Below are 14,861 nucleotides of genomic sequence, written 5' to 3'. Positions count from 1 at the left end.
ACCATAACACCAAACGATTAGAGCTATCAAAGGATTTTTACAATAATGGGCTCAACAAAACGAAACAGAGCGACGAAAAACGCTAAGCTCTATACGCATAATTTAAAATAGTTAAAGGAAATCATTATGTTTGTATCTAAAGAAGGTCAACAAGTCCCTCAAGTTACTTTTCCAGTTCGTCAAGGTGACTCTTGGGTGAATGTAACGACCGATGAGCTATTTAAAGGTAAGACCGTTATCGTATTTAGCTTACCGGGTGCATTTACTCCAACCTGTTCATCAAGCCATCTACCTCGTTACAACGAATTGTTCCCTGTATTTAAAGAGCACGGAGTGGATGAGATTATTTGTGTCTCGGTCAATGATACGTTCGTGATGAATGCATGGAAACAAGACCAAGAAGCAGAAAACATTACCTTCATCCCGGATGGTAATGGTGAATTCACCGATGGCATGGGTATGTTAGTGGATAAAAACGACATCGGCTTTGGCAAACGTTCATGGCGTTACAGCATGCTAGTAAAAGATGGCGTAGTGGAAAAAATGTTCATTGAGCCAAACGAACCAGGCGACCCATTCAAGGTGTCAGACGCAGATACGATGCTGAACTACATAGCGCCTGACTACAAAACGCAAGAATCCATCACTGTGTTCACTAAACCAGGCTGCCCTTTCTGTATGAAAGCGAAACAAAATCTGATTGACCACGGTCTTCAATATGAAGAAGTGATTCTGGGTAAAGACGCAACAACAGTTAGTCTACGAGCTATATCTGGTCGCACGACTGTTCCACAAGTCTTTATCGGTGGCAAGCACATCGGCGGTAGCGAAGAGCTAGAAGCGTATCTAGGCTAAGCTGTCCATAGCCTACACCCTCGGTCTCCGGTGCCTTTTGGCTCGGAGGCCAACCCTAAACCACTTCTTCTACTAGTCTAGATAAGTAGTCATCTACCAATAAGGTGACTACTTATCCAGATTCAACTATCCAATTCACTCTCCAAGCTCAATGTAGCTAGCTTGGCTTAAAACAAAAGCGAGAGTTCACGATGAAACAAGTTAATGTCGACGTAGCGGTTATTGGTGGCGGGACGGCTGGTCTTGGTGCTTATCGAGCAGCAAAAGCTCATACCAACAGCGTGGTAATGATTGAGGGCGGTCCCTACGGAACAACCTGTGCTCGTGTCGGATGCATGCCGTCTAAGCTGTTAATTGCGGCAGCAGAAAGTGTTCATCAAATCGAAAAAGCACCTGGATTTGGGATACACCCGCAAGGTGAAGTACGAATTAACGGACGAGAAGTTATGGATCGTGTAAAGCGCGAACGCGATCGTTTTGTTGGCTTTGTGCTTGAAAGTGTCGATGATATTCCCGCTGAAGACAAACTATCGGGCTACGCGAAGTTTGCCGATGACCACACTCTCATCATAGATGATCATACTCAGGTCACCGCACAGCGCATTGTTATTGCGACAGGATCTCGTCCAGCATATCCGGCAGCTTGGAATGAACTGGGTGATCGCCTAGTGATTAACGATGATGTATTTGACTGGGATGACTTACCAGAGTCCGTGGCAGTATTTGGCCCAGGAGTCATCGGCCTTGAATTGGGTCAGGCTTTACACCGCCTAGGAGTAAACGTGAAGCTCTTTGGCATTGGAGGACAAGTGGGCCCACTGACAGACCCAGAGGTGATGGCGTATGCAGATAAAGCCTTTAAGGAAGAGTTCTACCTTGATGCAGATGTAAAAGTCGAAAGCATGAAACGCATTGCTTCGTCAGACAATGACGGCGAAGACAAGGTCGAAATCCAATTCATCAACCATGATGGCGAATTAGAAACTTTCGTTGTCGATTACGTATTGGCTGCAACGGGTCGTCGTCCAAACGTAGATAAGCTGACGATCGAGAACACCAATGTGGCGCTCGATGAACGTGGCGTACCAACGGCGGATCACTATACATTGCAAACTTCGGTAGAGAGCATCTTCATCGCAGGTGATGCAAGTAACCAAATTCCACTGCTGCACGAAGCCGCTGACCAAGGCCGTATTGCTGGAGACAACGCAGGCCGTTTCCCAGATATTCGTGCGGGTCTGCGTCGCTCACCAATTTCAGCCGTGTTCTCCGACCCTCAAATTGCTATGGTTGGCGAAACATATAAACAACTAGAAACACGTCTAGGCACATGTGGATGTTTCGCAACCGGTGAAGTCTCGTTTGAAAATCAAGGACGTTCGCGCGTCATGCTTCGTAATAAAGGCATTCTGCATGTCTACGGAGAGCAAGGCACTGGACGTTTTTTAGGTGCAGAAATGATGGGCCCGAATGCAGAGCATCTTGCTCACCTTTTAGCATGGGCGCACCAAAATAGGATGACGATTTCTGAGATGTTAGATATGCCCTTCTATCACCCAGTGATTGAAGAAGGCGTCCGCACCGCTCTACGTGATTTGAATGCAAAACTACACTTAGGGCCAGAAATGGTGAAACATTGTCTTGACTGCGGCCCTGGCTGCTAACGCTTTCAGGCTTCTATCTAAATATAAAGCAAAGCCTCGTCATCAACGAGGCTTTGCTTTACTACTTCGGTGCAATGAAATCTCTCTTACGCTGCCATCATTGCATAGCGGCTGACCATACAAATCGCGACAACACCGATCATAAAGAACCCACCAGCGATACTCAGCGCAAGTTTCAACTCTGTCGACATCATTATATTTCCTGTTAAAGACTGACAGCGCACCATACATCAATTACGTGCCACAAAGCTTTTACAAAGCTAACTTTCCATTTTTGGTTGTGTCATGGCGATCTAAGCCCGTGTAAGAAACGCTTTCCACCATTTAGTTAGATATATAATCTGAAGCAACACTAATGGTTTGGAAAACACTATGACTTGTCGCCGCTGCGAAGAACATTGGTTTTGGAAAAAACTTGGACGTTGCCAACGATGCTTGGATCAATTGACGGTACTTTCTGTACTGTGTTGGATTGTATGGTGGTTTACGCTCAAAGATGATCCACAAAGCATCGAGTCGATCGCTTTGATCTTTGCCGGCTTCGCTTTCAACGTTTTGTTGTTTTTACACTTATGGATGCGTTTTGTCATCTTGCCTTGGCAGCGTCGACGGGGACAAAAAAAGGCGAATAAAAAAGAGAAAAGTGACAGATAGAAAAAAGCCCCAAAACCAATGTCAGTTCTGGGGCTCTCTTAGATTCTTCTAAGAAAAAGCAGTGGTACTTTAATAGACCGGGCTTCCTCTCAAAGGTTCCAAATTTTTTCGATTTTTTTAGCGAATACTGATGTAAGTAAACAGGAAAATGACTATGTCATTGAATGCTAATAAAATCACTCCACAACTTCAGTTCATGCCACATGCGTTTTTTGGATCACTTGCTCCATTAAATTGATCTCAAGCGCTACCTCATCACATGCATGTTGACGTGGGCACTGATCGCAATCTTTCAGAACTTTCTCCGGCAGTAATGACTTCGATGTCGGTAAAAAGCTTTGCTTCATAAAGAACTCAGGCGTTCGCGTTAGAACAAAGACTTTCTTGATCGCCATCTGGCGCGCTTTCTCAACCAAATAGTTCACAATCGCACTGCCCTGCCCTTGGCCTTGCCAGCCCGCTTCGATACCAAGAGAGCGTATTTCAGCCAACCCTGAGTCATACACATATAGAGAAGCGCAACCCGTCACTTCACCATGATGCTCAGCCACCGCGAAAGAGCCAATATCTCTCACGAGCTCATTACGAGAGCGCGGAAGATTCTCACCAAGGTTCGCCCAGTAAGCAACCATACCTTCCAACGTTTCAATGTCCGTCAAACGTGCAGGACGCACTTTCACCGCCGAGCTGTCACGCTGGCTCAGGCGCTTATCCGCTTGTTCTACCGCGTAAGCGACCTGGTGAGGCGAAACCCCCCCCAAAGCACAACGCTTTTCCAAACACGAATCGATAGTCAGAATGTCATACACATCATCTTCAATCACCTCAGAGAAGGCTTTTAGCTCTTGCAGAGACAATTCTTCCAGCGCACAGCCTTTAGCAATAGCACCAACGACCGCGACACCGACGATGTGGTGAGCTTCACGGAATGGGATGCCTTTCGCCACTAGGTAATCAGCCAACTCAGTCGAGTTTGCGTAACCTTGTTTCGCCGCTTCTAGTGTGCGCTCGCCATTCACTTTAATACCGTCAAAACACAGAGCTGCCATTTCCATGCAGTCGTTCCATGTATCTAAAGCGTCAAACAACCCTTCTTTATCTTCCTGCATGTCTTTGTTGTACGCCAATGGCAAGGCTTTAACTGTCATCATCATGCTCGATAATGCGCCATAGACACGCCCTGTCTTACCACGGATCAACTCAAGTGCATCTGGGTTTTTCTTCTGTGGCATTAATGACGAACCAGATGTCACCGTATCCGCTAACTCAATGAAGTTTGACTCGCCTGAATTGTAGAAGATCATATCTTCTGCAAGACGAGAAAGGTGAAGCATAGAAATCGACGCCACCGACATCAGTTCCATCACATGATCACGATCTGAAACCGAATCGAGTGAATTACGCGTAGCACGGTGGAAACCGAGATTATGTGCTAATTGTTCGCGATCAATCGGATAAGCCGTTCCCGCTAACGCACCCGAGCCAAGTGGACAAGTGTCGAGACGCTGTAAGGCATCATTCAGACGAGAGTAGTCACGCTCGAACATTTCAACATAAGCCAAGCACCAGTGAGCAAAGGTTACAGGTTGAGCACGCTGAAGATGAGTATAGCCTGGCAATACGGTGCCTTGGTGCTGTTTAGCAACATGGACCATTTGTGCTTGTAGGCGATCTAAAGCAATCAATAATTGCTGACCTTGCTGACGACACCAAAGTTTCAAGTCTGTGGCGACTTGGTCATTCCGAGAACGCCCAGTGTGGAGTTTTTTACCTAAATCTCCCACTTTACTGATTAGCTGCTGTTCAACCCAAGAGTGGATATCTTCTGCATCAGAGCGAAGAATTTGGTGAGGGTCTTCCATCACTTCTAACTTCAGCTCATTTAAAGCAAGTTCCAGTTTCTGCTGTTCTTCTGCCGATAGCACATCAACAGAAAGCAGAGCTTTAGACCATGCGATTGAACCTACGATGTCTTGCTCAGCCAATCGGTAGTCAAAACGCAACGAATCATTGAACTCTTTAAATCTGGTGTCTGCCGCTTGGGTAAATCTTCCGCCCCATAATGCCATTGCGTCTCTCCTGATGACTATTGCTTACTCTAACGTTCTCGAATGAGTAGTAACCAATTTGATGGTCATTTGCTCACTTTTTCTTATGGGTCAACGTTACGGCAATTTCGATAAAAAATAAAGTATAAATTCAATATTTTTACATATATATTCAAACTAACTTTAGATACCCGCTTTTAGAAACCAAAAGACCCGCCTATAAATGGCGGGTCTTTATTCAATCCGAGATGGATGTTAAGGGATTATTTCTTCTGGCTGTTCAATGCACGAATACGGCTTGATAGCGAGTAAAGACGGATAAACCCACCTGCATGGCTTTGGTCGTAAACTTCATCTTCACCAAAAGTCGCGAACTCTTCTGAATACAAGCTGTTGTCAGAACGTTTTTGCGTCACTGTCGCTTGACCTTTGTAGAGCTTAACAACCACTTCACCGTTAACGTCTTGCGCTAGCTCTTCTGAAGCGGCAAGGATCGATTTACATAGTGGCGTAAACCAACGGCCATCGTATACAAGGTGAGACGCTTTTAGACCTAGCTCCTCACGGAATTCGAATGATGATTTGTCTAGCACAAGCTGCTCTACAGCACGCAGCGCTTCCATCATGATGGTGCCTCCCGGTGTTTCATAACAACCACGAGACTTCATCCCAACAAGACGGTTTTCCACGATATCGATACGGCCAACACCGTGCTTAGCGCCCTTCTCGTTTAGGTAAACCAGTGCGTTGTATGGTGTCATCACTTCACCATCAACTTCGACCACTTCACCTTTTTCTACTTTCAGCGTGACGTATTCCGCTTCATTTGGCGCTTGCTCTGGGTCGACAGTCCACACCCAGCAGTCTTCGTTTGGTGCGTTCCACGTATCTTCTAAAACGCCGCCTTCCGTCGAAATGTGCCATGCGTTTGCATCACGTGAATAGATCTTAGTAAGAGACGCAGAGCAAGGAATATTACGCTCAGCTAGGTAATCCAAACACTCTTCACGGCTCACTAGGTCCCACTCACGCCAAGGTGCAATCACTTGTAAGTCCGGTGCTAGTGCTGCGAATGCGCCTTCAAAACGTACTTGGTCGTTACCTTTACCTGTACAGCCATGACACAGAGCGTCCGCGCCCACTTTACGTGCCACTTCAACCTGCGCTTTGGCAATGATTGGACGCGCCATTGATGTACCTAGCAGGTACTTACCTTCGTAGTACGCGCCGGTTTTTAGCGTTGGGTAAATGTAGTCTGCGACCATTTCTTCTTTCAAGTCAGCGATGTAGCACTCAGAAGCACCAGAGGCTTTTGCTTTCGCTTCAATGCCTTCTAGCTCTTCGGCACCTTGACCAACATCGGCAACGAAAGCCACTACTTCACAGTCGTAGTTCTCTTTTAGCCACGGGATAATTACTGAAGTATCTAGACCGCCTGAGTATGCGACTACCACTTTATTTACGTTCACTTTGCTCATGTTTTTTCTCCAAACTTAACTGGCGCTGCGCTCGGCGGTCAGTGCCAACTACGACTTCCTAATATTGAATTCTTTTGCTGATGCTTATTGAGGCAAGAATTGAGTACCAATACTTTCACCAGCGAATAACTGTGCTAATTTTTCTGGGTAACGCCAGGTCGCGACTTCAATTGGACGGCCAAGATCATTGGCGGCCTCCAAAGCAGCTTTAACTTTGACGATCATGCCATCGGTGATCACATGTCCATCGATCAACGAGTTAGCTTGCTGCTCTGACAGGGTTTTGATCAAATGGCCTTTTCCATCTAATACACCACTCACGTCTGATAACAGGACTAACTCCGCATCTAATGCGCCCGCAACCGCGACTGCTGCTTGATCAGCATTCACATTCATCATCTGGCCATCTTTGGTTAAACCAATTGAACTGATGATCGGCAGTGCACCTGTGTTTAGCACCGCTTGTAATAGTGCTGAGTCACCCGGTGATGCTTTGCCTACCGCGCCGAGTTCTGGGTCAAGTTCTTCAACAAGACACAAACCACCATCCGCAAGGCTAAGGCCCACAGCGTTAAGACCGTCCGCAATCGCTTGACCTTGAAGTAGCTTATTCGCAGTGCCCGCAAGCGCGCCTGCAATCACAGGAATTTGCTCGTATGGCGTTACGCGTAAACCGTTTTTCTTTACGGTTTCAAGCTGAAGCTTTGCCATCAACTCATCAACTAGGTAGCCACCGCCATGAACGATGGCGATTTGTCGCTGTGCCGATTTTTGGTAAGCCGCAATGGCACCAAACAGTTGGCTTAAGGTTTGAGTGCATGATAGAGCTGCACCACCTAGCTTAATGACTAAAGGAGCTTGATTGGTTTGCGTCATCGCATTTCCCTCTTTCAACGACTACAGCAACGCTGTCAGTTCTGGGTAACCGTAATGAATATTGAGACATTGCATCGCTTGACTCGATGCACCTTTAAGTAGGTTGTCGATAGCTGAAATCACAATGATGTGTTCGCCTTGTACCTTCCAGCCGATATCACAGAAAGGGGTATTTTCGACATCCTGAATACGTGGAATACCGTCGCCTTTAAGACGCACCGCAGGCTTGCCTTGATAAGCTTGTTCAAACGCCTGTGCCACTTGTGCTTCTGTCACACCTTGCGCAAGCTTCATGGTGATAGTGGCAAGAATGCCGCGTTTAAAGTTGCCGAGGTGCGGAGTAAAAATCACATCGCAACCCAAGTGCTGAGCAATCTCTGGCTGGTGACGATGGTTAAATACACCATAGGGTTGCAAGCTCACTTCACAGAAGCTGTTAACCATGGAGGCTTTACGCCCTGCACCTGATACACCACTGGTTGCGTTGATCACTGGCCATTGGTTGGTATCGAGCAACGCATGTTCTAATAAAGGTTTGATTGCAAGCTGTGAAGCGGTTGGGTAGCAACCTGCTACTGCAATCAAAGGAGTGGTTTTTATTGATTCTTGGTTCCACTCAGCTAAGCCGTATGCTGCTTTATCTAGCCAGTTGTTATGTTGATGTGCGAAGCCATAAAAAGTGTCGTAAAAGCCTTCACTTTTCACACGGAATGCACCCGATAAATCGAATACCTGACAGCCTGCCTCCAAGAAAGTTGGGGCTAAATCATGGCTGACTTCGTGAGCCGTTGCCAAAAACACCACGTCCGATTCTTGAGCGATTTGCAGTGGATCCGTTAGTGGTAAAACTGGCATATCAATGATGCCCGCTAGCTTACCGTGCAGCTGCGCGATGCTCTTTCCCGCATCAACACTGTTGGCGGAAACGTATAAACCTGATAGCGTGAGTTGTGGGTGTTTATTAACCATTAACGCTAACTCTGCGCCGGTGTAACCGCTGGCTCCAATAATCGTGGTTTTTAGCATTGTGTGACATCCATATACTTAAAGGCTCAAATGACTATTCATATTTAATTTTTGCTTTATTTTGATTTTTTATTCATTAAATATGATTTAATATGTGTTTTACATTTTTGTGGTCTGTCTGTCAACAGGAGATTTGAAGAATCCATGCAATTACCAACTTTTCTAGAGGTCTATGAAGGACTCATCAGCACCTCTTCTATCAGCTCCACGGATCCGAGCTGGGATCAGGGCAATGCAAAAGTCATCGAAAAACTCGCATCTTGGTTTAAAGATCTGGGTTTTAGCGTTGAAGTGATCGAAGTCGAGCCAGGCAAGCACAATATGATCGCACGTATGGGAGAGGGAGAAGGTGGCCTTTTACTTGCTGGCCATAGTGATACCGTGCCATTCGATCAAGGGCGATGGAATTTTGATCCGCATAAACTGACGGAAAAAGACAACCGCTTCTACGGTTTAGGCACAGCAGACATGAAAGGCTTTTTCGCCTTTATTTATGAAGCAGTGAAGAAAGTCGATTGGAGCAAGCAGAGCAAACCACTTTACGTATTAGCCACTTGTGACGAAGAGACCACCATGTTGGGCGCGCGACATTTCACAGCAAACGCCCCATTTAAGCCGGATTACTGCATCATTGGTGAACCCACCAGCCTTGTACCAATTCGAGGTCATAAAGGGCATGTGGCAAATGCCATTCGCGTAACAGGCAAGTCCGGTCACTCATCGGACCCAGCGCTTGGCGTTAACGCTATTGAGATCATGCATGAAGTCATGTTCGCCATGATGCAACTGCGTGACAAATTGATTAAAGAATATCACCATCCGGGTTTTGCCATTCCAAGCCCAACCCTAAATCTTGGACACATTCATGGTGGTGACAGCGCTAACCGTATTTGTGGTTGCTGCGAGCTGCATTACGACGTGCGTCCTCTTCCCGGCATTAGTCTTGATGGTTTAGAGAACATGTTGCGCGGAGCATTAAAAGAAGTCGAAGCGAAATGGCCTGGGAGACTGGAGATTATTCCATTGCATGAGCCTATTCCAGGTTACGAATGCCAACATGACCACCCATTTATTGGTGGTGTTGAAGAGATCTGCCAAACCAGTTCAGAAACCGTGAACTACTGTACTGAAGCACCATTTCTACAGCAGTTGTGTCCAACCTTGGTGCTCGGCCCTGGGTCAATCGACCAAGCCCACCAACCGGATGAGTTTCTATCCTTCGACTTTATCGACCCCACAATTGATGTGCTTTCAAAGGCGATGGTCAAGTACTGCTGTTAATACGCGTTTAAGCTCAAAAGTCTGTGCAGCTCGATTGAGCTGCATCTTTTTATCTTCACAATTTAGCGCTAGTCTTAACACTTATTTAACTTGTTATTTTGTAATTAATTTTCACTTCTTACTCTATGGCTGCCGTAAATTTGCTCTAAATCAGGAGACAGCGGAATAATTGCAAACTTAGTCTGCTTTATTTGACTATAACTGGTGCTTTTCGCTAGATTGGAGTCTTAACAAGGACAATGGATGTAGTTTTTTTACGAGGCAGGACGACAATGAACGAGAAATACGCCGCACTCAAAAGTAATGTGCGCATGTTAGGCCACTTATTGGGTAACACCATTCGCGATGCCCATGGCGAAGAAATCTTCGAGAAAGTGGAAACCATTCGTAAATTATCCAAATCAGCTCAAGCAGGGAATCAAGCAGACAGGGACAGCTTGATCGAAGAAATCAAACATCTACCTGATGAGCAGCTAACGCCCGTTACTCGCGCGTTTAACCAATTTCTAAACCTCACCAATATCGCTGAGCAATACCACACGATTTCACGCCATTGTGAAGAGCACATTTGTGAACCAGACGCGATTAACTCGCTGTTTTCTAAACTGGTACAAAACGATGTGAGCAAACTGGACACTGCCCAAGCGGTTCGTGATCTAAATATTGAATTGGTATTGACGGCTCACCCAACAGAAATTACGCGCCGTACGATGATCAACAAACTGGTCAAGATAAACGAGTGCTTATCAAAGTTGGAGCTACGCGATCTTTCTTCTAAAGAGCGCAGAAAAACCGAACGCCGCCTAGAGCAACTGATTGCCCAAGGCTGGCATTCAGACGTGATTCGACAACAACGCCCAACTCCGTTGGATGAAGCAAAATGGGGCTTTGCGGTCGTTGAAAACTCGCTATGGGAAGCAGTACCGGACTTCCTACGTGAGATGAATGACCGTCTAAAATCTTACCTTGGAGAAGGTTTACCCATTGATGCTCGCCCAGTGCACTTCTCCTCTTGGATGGGCGGTGACCGTGACGGTAACCCGTTTGTTACTCACAACGTTACGCGTGAAGTCTTACTATTGTCTCGTTGGAAAGCCGCCGATCTTTATCTCAATGACATTAACGAGTTGATCAGCGAGCTGTCTATGACAGTTTCAAACGATCAAGTCCGTGAACTTGCTGGCGAAGATCAGCACGAACCATACCGTGCGATCCTGAAGCAATTACGCACTCTGCTCAATGAAACCAAAGATATTCTCGATGCTAAGATCCACGGTCAAAAACTGGCCGTTAAAGCACCACTGCAAAAAGTCGAGCAACTTTGGGAACCGCTGTATGCCTGCTACCAGTCACTAAACGAATGTGGCATGGGTGTAATAGCCAACGGCTCACTACTGGATACACTACGCCGCGTAAAAGCATTTGGTATCCATCTTGTACGTCTTGATATCCGCCAAGAGAGCACGCGTCACTCAGACGTCTTGTCTGAACTAACTCGCTACTTAGGTATTGGTGATTACGAACAATGGAGTGAGCAAGATAAGATTGCTTTTCTAACTAACGAGCTTGCATCTAAACGTCCGCTTCTCCCTCGTGATTGGGAACCGTCTGAACCCGTCAAAGAGGTTTTGGATACCTGCAAGATTGTTGCAGCACAACCGCGTGAAGCGTTTGGCGCTTACGTTATTTCAATGGCACGTACCGCCTCTGACGTACTAGCCGTTCATCTACTGCTACAAGAAGCTGGTTGCCCTTACCGCATGGATGTGTGTCCTCTATTCGAAACGCTAGACGATTTGAACAACGCGGAATCGGTCATCAAGCAGCTTATGGGGATTGACCTTTACCGTGGTTTTATCCAAAACCACCAGATGGTCATGATTGGTTACTCTGACTCAGCGAAAGATGCAGGTGTTATGTCTGCTGGTTGGGCTCAGTATCATGCGATGGAATCGTTAGTTAAAGTGGCTGAGGAAGAAGGCGTTGAGCTAACTCTATTCCATGGTCGTGGGGGCACAGTCGGTCGCGGTGGCGCACCTGCACATGCTGCGCTTTTGTCGCAACCACCAAAAAGCTTGAAAGGCGGTTTACGTGTAACAGAGCAAGGCGAGATGATCCGCTTTAAACTGGGACTCCCAGATGTCGCAGTAAACAGCTTTAACCTATATGCAAGTGCGATTCTGGAAGCCAACTTGTTACCGCCACCAGAGCCAAAACAAGAATGGCGCGACTTGATGGAAGTGCTATCAGAAGTAAGCTGTGAGTCTTACCGAAATGTGGTTCGTGGCGAGCCAGATTTCGTGCCTTACTTCCGCCAAGCAACACCAGAACTCGAACTCGGCAAGTTGCCACTTGGTTCTCGTCCTGCAAAACGCAACCCTAAAGGCGGAGTAGAAAGCTTACGTGCAATCCCGTGGATCTTCTCATGGAGTCAAAACCGTTTGGTACTTCCTGCATGGCTAGGCGCAGGTGAAGCGATTCAATACTCGATCGATAAAGGCCACCAAGCATTGCTCGAAGAGATGTGCCGCGAATGGCCGTTTTTCTCTACTCGTCTCGGCATGCTAGAGATGGTGTACTCGAAGTGTAATATTGATATCTCTCGCTACTACGATGAGCGATTGGTGGATGAGTCGCTCCGTCCACTCGGTGAAAAACTTCGTGCTCAGCTTCAAGAAGACATCAAAGCGGTACTGAATGTAGAGAACAATGAAAACTTGATGCAGCATGACCCTTGGGGACTCGAGTCGATTCGCTTACGCAATATCTACGTTGAGCCATTGAATATGCTACAAGCAGAGCTGCTATACCGCACGCGTCAAACCGAAGAAGCCTCTGCAAACTTGGAAGAAGCGTTGATGGTGACGATTGCTGGTATTGCTGCTGGTATGCGCAACACAGGCTAATCGTTTCATTTTTAATAAAAAGCTGGGCAAATGCTCAGCTTTTTTTTATCACAGGATAATCGCACCAAAACAAAAGCAGTCAAATAAACCATAACAGACCCAAAAAATACCAAAATAAAAGAACAAAAAACCACAAGTTAACACTATTGATTATTATGTTAGTTTTTTAGGGTAATTTTGTCCTACTATTCCACTTCATGCTTATTATTTATATACTACTTGCCTGCTGAGAGCTCATAAATCCAATCATACCTGCTCCAGCCTTGATGGGACTCCCCATCTCTCTAGGTGATAAACGGCTTTAAGGTGACAGGACCAACATTGTTGGTGCTACTTATACATTAAAAAACTCAAGTGCCAGTAAGAGCGCAGCTGAAAGTATAAGTAGCTTGTTTACAAGTTTATTGACCATTTGGATTGAAGACATGTCATTACCACACGTAATCTTAACTGTTCTTAGCACTCGCGACGCAACCGGTTACGATATCACTAAAGAATTCTCTGCTAGCATCGGTTACTTCTGGAAAGCAAGCCACCAACAGGTGTACCGTGAACTCAACAAAATGGCTGAGAAAGAACTGGTTACTTGCGTATTAGAACCCCAAGAAGGCAAACCAGACCGCAAGGTTTACTCCATTACAGACGCTGGTCGCAGCGCTTTAGGAGAGTGGTTTGATCAACCAACTGCACACCCAACAGTTCGTGATGAGTTTTCAGCGAAATTGATGGCATGTGCCGTTCAACCTGCAGCTCCATTCCGTGACCAACTCGCCGAGCTAGTTGAAGAGTCTCGCAAACTGGTTTCTCACTACAAAGAAATTGAAGCGGCTTACTACGCAACGCCGTCAACTTTAGATAAACAAGCTCGCCTAGAACGTCTAACGCTTCGCCGTAACCTTCTGTTACGTGAAACTTGGATCACTTGGGCAGAAGAAGTTCTAACTGAACTTGAAGTGATTGGTTAAACTCCTTTTGCTTTGATAAAACGAAAAAGGCTTGCCACTTGGCAAGCCTTTTATCTTTTTGAAACCAGATTTACGCACCGACTACTGCGCGAGGACGAACACCCAACGTATGGCATAACGCGTAAGTCATCTCTGCACGGTTTAGTGTGTAGAAGTGAAAGTCCTTAACCCCTTCACGACTCAGTACACGCACCATATCAATAGCTTGGCTAGCTCCTACAAGCTGGCGAGTCACCGGATCATCATCCAAACCATCGAATTGTTTGCTCATCCATCCTGGTACTTTCACGTTGTTCTGTGCCGCAAAGCGAGAAGCTTGCTTAAAGTTCGATACAGGCAAAATTCCTGGCACAATTTCTACGTCAATTCCTGCTGCGACACAACGGTCACGGAATCGCAGGTAAGACTCAACGTCAAAAAAGAACTGAGTAATAGCACGGTTTGCACCTGCATCTACCTTACGTTTTAGGTTCAATAAGTCAGACTGAGCGCTTTTAGCTTCAGGGTGAACCTCAGGGAATGCAGCAACGGAGATATCGAAATCGTGGCGTGATTTCAGCAGCTCAACCAAATCCGAGGCATACATATCAGGCGCACCTCCACCTGGAGGAATATCACCACGCAGAGCGACGATATTTTCAATACCATTGTTCCAATAATCATCGGCAATATTAATCAACTCTTCACGAGTCGCATCAATACAAGTGAGATGGGGAGCGGCAACCAATCCGGTTGTTGCTTTAATTTCTTTAATGATGGAGTGTGTTCTGTCACGCTCGCCGGAGTTCGCACCGTAAGTCACAGAAACAAATTTAGGTTGAAGCGTTTTAAGACGGTGCACTGAATTCCAAAGTGTTTCTTCCATCTTAGCGCTGCTTGGCGGAAAAAACTCAAACGATACATTGATGTTATCTGATAACTCAGCAATATTCTGGTTCAAGGCGTCGATATGGCCTGCGTGCGTATATCCCATCTTACTCTCCCTGCGGCACTCCGCCACGAAAACAAATCCTTAAAATCGATGTTTAGACGTCTATATGTCTATATGTCTATATGTCTATATGTCTATATGTCTATATGTCTATATGTCTATATGTCTATATGTCTA

At 46.1% G+C, this 14,861-nt stretch carries 11 protein-coding genes; 6 read left to right on the top strand and 5 right to left on the bottom strand.

Features of this window, described 5'->3' with window-relative positions:
* Nucleotides 1–126 precede the first annotated feature (126 nt).
* The 3 genes from R7R24_RS22160 (at nucleotide 127) to R7R24_RS22150 (ending at nucleotide 3,173) form a co-directional block, all read left to right on the top strand.
* The gene (locus R7R24_RS22160) at nucleotides 127–855 is read left to right on the top strand and encodes a redoxin family protein (RefSeq protein ID WP_005382781.1); all 729 of its coding nucleotides are present in this window, start codon (nucleotides 127–129) and stop codon (nucleotides 853–855) included.
* Between the two features lie 191 nt (nucleotides 856–1,046).
* Complete coding sequence (locus tag R7R24_RS22155) at nucleotides 1,047–2,519, top strand: dihydrolipoyl dehydrogenase (RefSeq protein ID WP_005382783.1); 1,473 nt, start codon at nucleotides 1,047–1,049, stop codon at nucleotides 2,517–2,519.
* 372 nt (nucleotides 2,520–2,891) lie between these two features.
* Entirely contained in the window at nucleotides 2,892–3,173 is a 282-nt protein-coding gene (locus tag R7R24_RS22150) for a DUF3624 domain-containing protein (RefSeq protein WP_017633527.1), read from the top strand.
* Nucleotides 3,174–3,367: 194 nt separating this feature from the next.
* Here R7R24_RS22150 and argH read toward each other — a convergent pair whose 3' ends face one another.
* The 4 genes from argH to argC form a co-directional block, all read right to left on the bottom strand.
* Nucleotides 3,368–5,242: an argininosuccinate lyase gene (argH, locus tag R7R24_RS22145; RefSeq protein ID WP_017633526.1), complete on the bottom strand. Its 1,875-nt coding sequence runs from the start codon at nucleotides 5,240–5,242 to the stop codon at nucleotides 3,368–3,370.
* A gap of 242 nt (nucleotides 5,243–5,484) precedes the next feature.
* Nucleotides 5,485–6,699, bottom strand: coding sequence for an argininosuccinate synthase (locus R7R24_RS22140; protein ID WP_005381332.1), 1,215 nt, complete (start codon nucleotides 6,697–6,699; stop codon nucleotides 5,485–5,487).
* Between the two features lie 84 nt (nucleotides 6,700–6,783).
* The gene (gene argB / locus R7R24_RS22135; RefSeq protein ID WP_137282407.1) at nucleotides 6,784–7,575 is read right to left on the bottom strand and encodes an acetylglutamate kinase; all 792 of its coding nucleotides are present in this window, start codon (nucleotides 7,573–7,575) and stop codon (nucleotides 6,784–6,786) included.
* 21 nt (nucleotides 7,576–7,596) lie between these two features.
* The gene (argC, locus tag R7R24_RS22130) at nucleotides 7,597–8,601 is read right to left on the bottom strand and encodes an N-acetyl-gamma-glutamyl-phosphate reductase (RefSeq protein ID WP_017633525.1); all 1,005 of its coding nucleotides are present in this window, start codon (nucleotides 8,599–8,601) and stop codon (nucleotides 7,597–7,599) included.
* 144 nt (nucleotides 8,602–8,745) lie between these two features.
* Here argC and argE point away from each other — a divergent pair, with 144 nt between their 5' ends.
* From argE to R7R24_RS22115, 3 genes are all read left to right on the top strand, one after another.
* On the top strand, nucleotides 8,746–9,882 hold the full coding sequence (gene argE / locus R7R24_RS22125) for an acetylornithine deacetylase (protein ID WP_005381335.1): 1,137 nt from the start codon (nucleotides 8,746–8,748) through the stop codon (nucleotides 9,880–9,882).
* A gap of 272 nt (nucleotides 9,883–10,154) precedes the next feature.
* Nucleotides 10,155–12,788, top strand: coding sequence for a phosphoenolpyruvate carboxylase (gene ppc, locus R7R24_RS22120; RefSeq protein WP_017633524.1), 2,634 nt, complete (start codon nucleotides 10,155–10,157; stop codon nucleotides 12,786–12,788).
* Nucleotides 12,789–13,213: 425 nt separating this feature from the next.
* Nucleotides 13,214–13,753, top strand: a complete 540-nt coding sequence (locus R7R24_RS22115; RefSeq protein WP_005382791.1) for a PadR family transcriptional regulator — start codon at nucleotides 13,214–13,216, stop codon at nucleotides 13,751–13,753.
* A 70-nt stretch (nucleotides 13,754–13,823) separates the two neighbouring features.
* Here R7R24_RS22115 and metF read toward each other — a convergent pair whose 3' ends face one another.
* Entirely contained in the window at nucleotides 13,824–14,726 is a 903-nt protein-coding gene (metF, locus tag R7R24_RS22110) for a methylenetetrahydrofolate reductase (RefSeq protein ID WP_005381345.1), read from the bottom strand.
* Nucleotides 14,727–14,861 lie beyond the last annotated feature (135 nt).

The sequence above is a fragment of the Vibrio sp. 704 genome (genome assembly GCF_033339295.1).
The sequence above is the reverse complement of the archived record's forward strand: the minus strand, read 5'-3'. Positions and strand labels throughout refer to the sequence as shown.

Bases quoted from the DNA above. Each gene is read 5' to 3' on its own strand.
- metF (WP_005381345.1), bottom strand. From the start codon at position 14,726: ATGGGATATACGCACGCAGGCCATATCGACGCCTTGAACCAGAATATT.
- argB (WP_137282407.1), bottom strand. From the start codon at position 7,575: ATGACGCAAACCAATCAAGCTCCTTTAGTCATTAAGCTAGGTGGTGCA.
- argH (WP_017633526.1), bottom strand. From the start codon at position 5,242: ATGGCATTATGGGGCGGAAGATTTACCCAAGCGGCAGACACCAGATTT.
- R7R24_RS22155 (WP_005382783.1), top strand. From the start codon at position 1,047: ATGAAACAAGTTAATGTCGACGTAGCGGTTATTGGTGGCGGGACGGCT.
- R7R24_RS22150 (WP_017633527.1), top strand. From the start codon at position 2,892: ATGACTTGTCGCCGCTGCGAAGAACATTGGTTTTGGAAAAAACTTGGA.
- argE (WP_005381335.1), top strand. From the start codon at position 8,746: ATGCAATTACCAACTTTTCTAGAGGTCTATGAAGGACTCATCAGCACC.
- R7R24_RS22160 (WP_005382781.1), top strand. From the start codon at position 127: ATGTTTGTATCTAAAGAAGGTCAACAAGTCCCTCAAGTTACTTTTCCA.
- argC (WP_017633525.1), bottom strand. From the start codon at position 8,601: ATGCTAAAAACCACGATTATTGGAGCCAGCGGTTACACCGGCGCAGAG.
- ppc (WP_017633524.1), top strand. From the start codon at position 10,155: ATGAACGAGAAATACGCCGCACTCAAAAGTAATGTGCGCATGTTAGGC.
- R7R24_RS22140 (WP_005381332.1), bottom strand. From the start codon at position 6,699: ATGAGCAAAGTGAACGTAAATAAAGTGGTAGTCGCATACTCAGGCGGT.
- R7R24_RS22115 (WP_005382791.1), top strand. From the start codon at position 13,214: ATGTCATTACCACACGTAATCTTAACTGTTCTTAGCACTCGCGACGCA.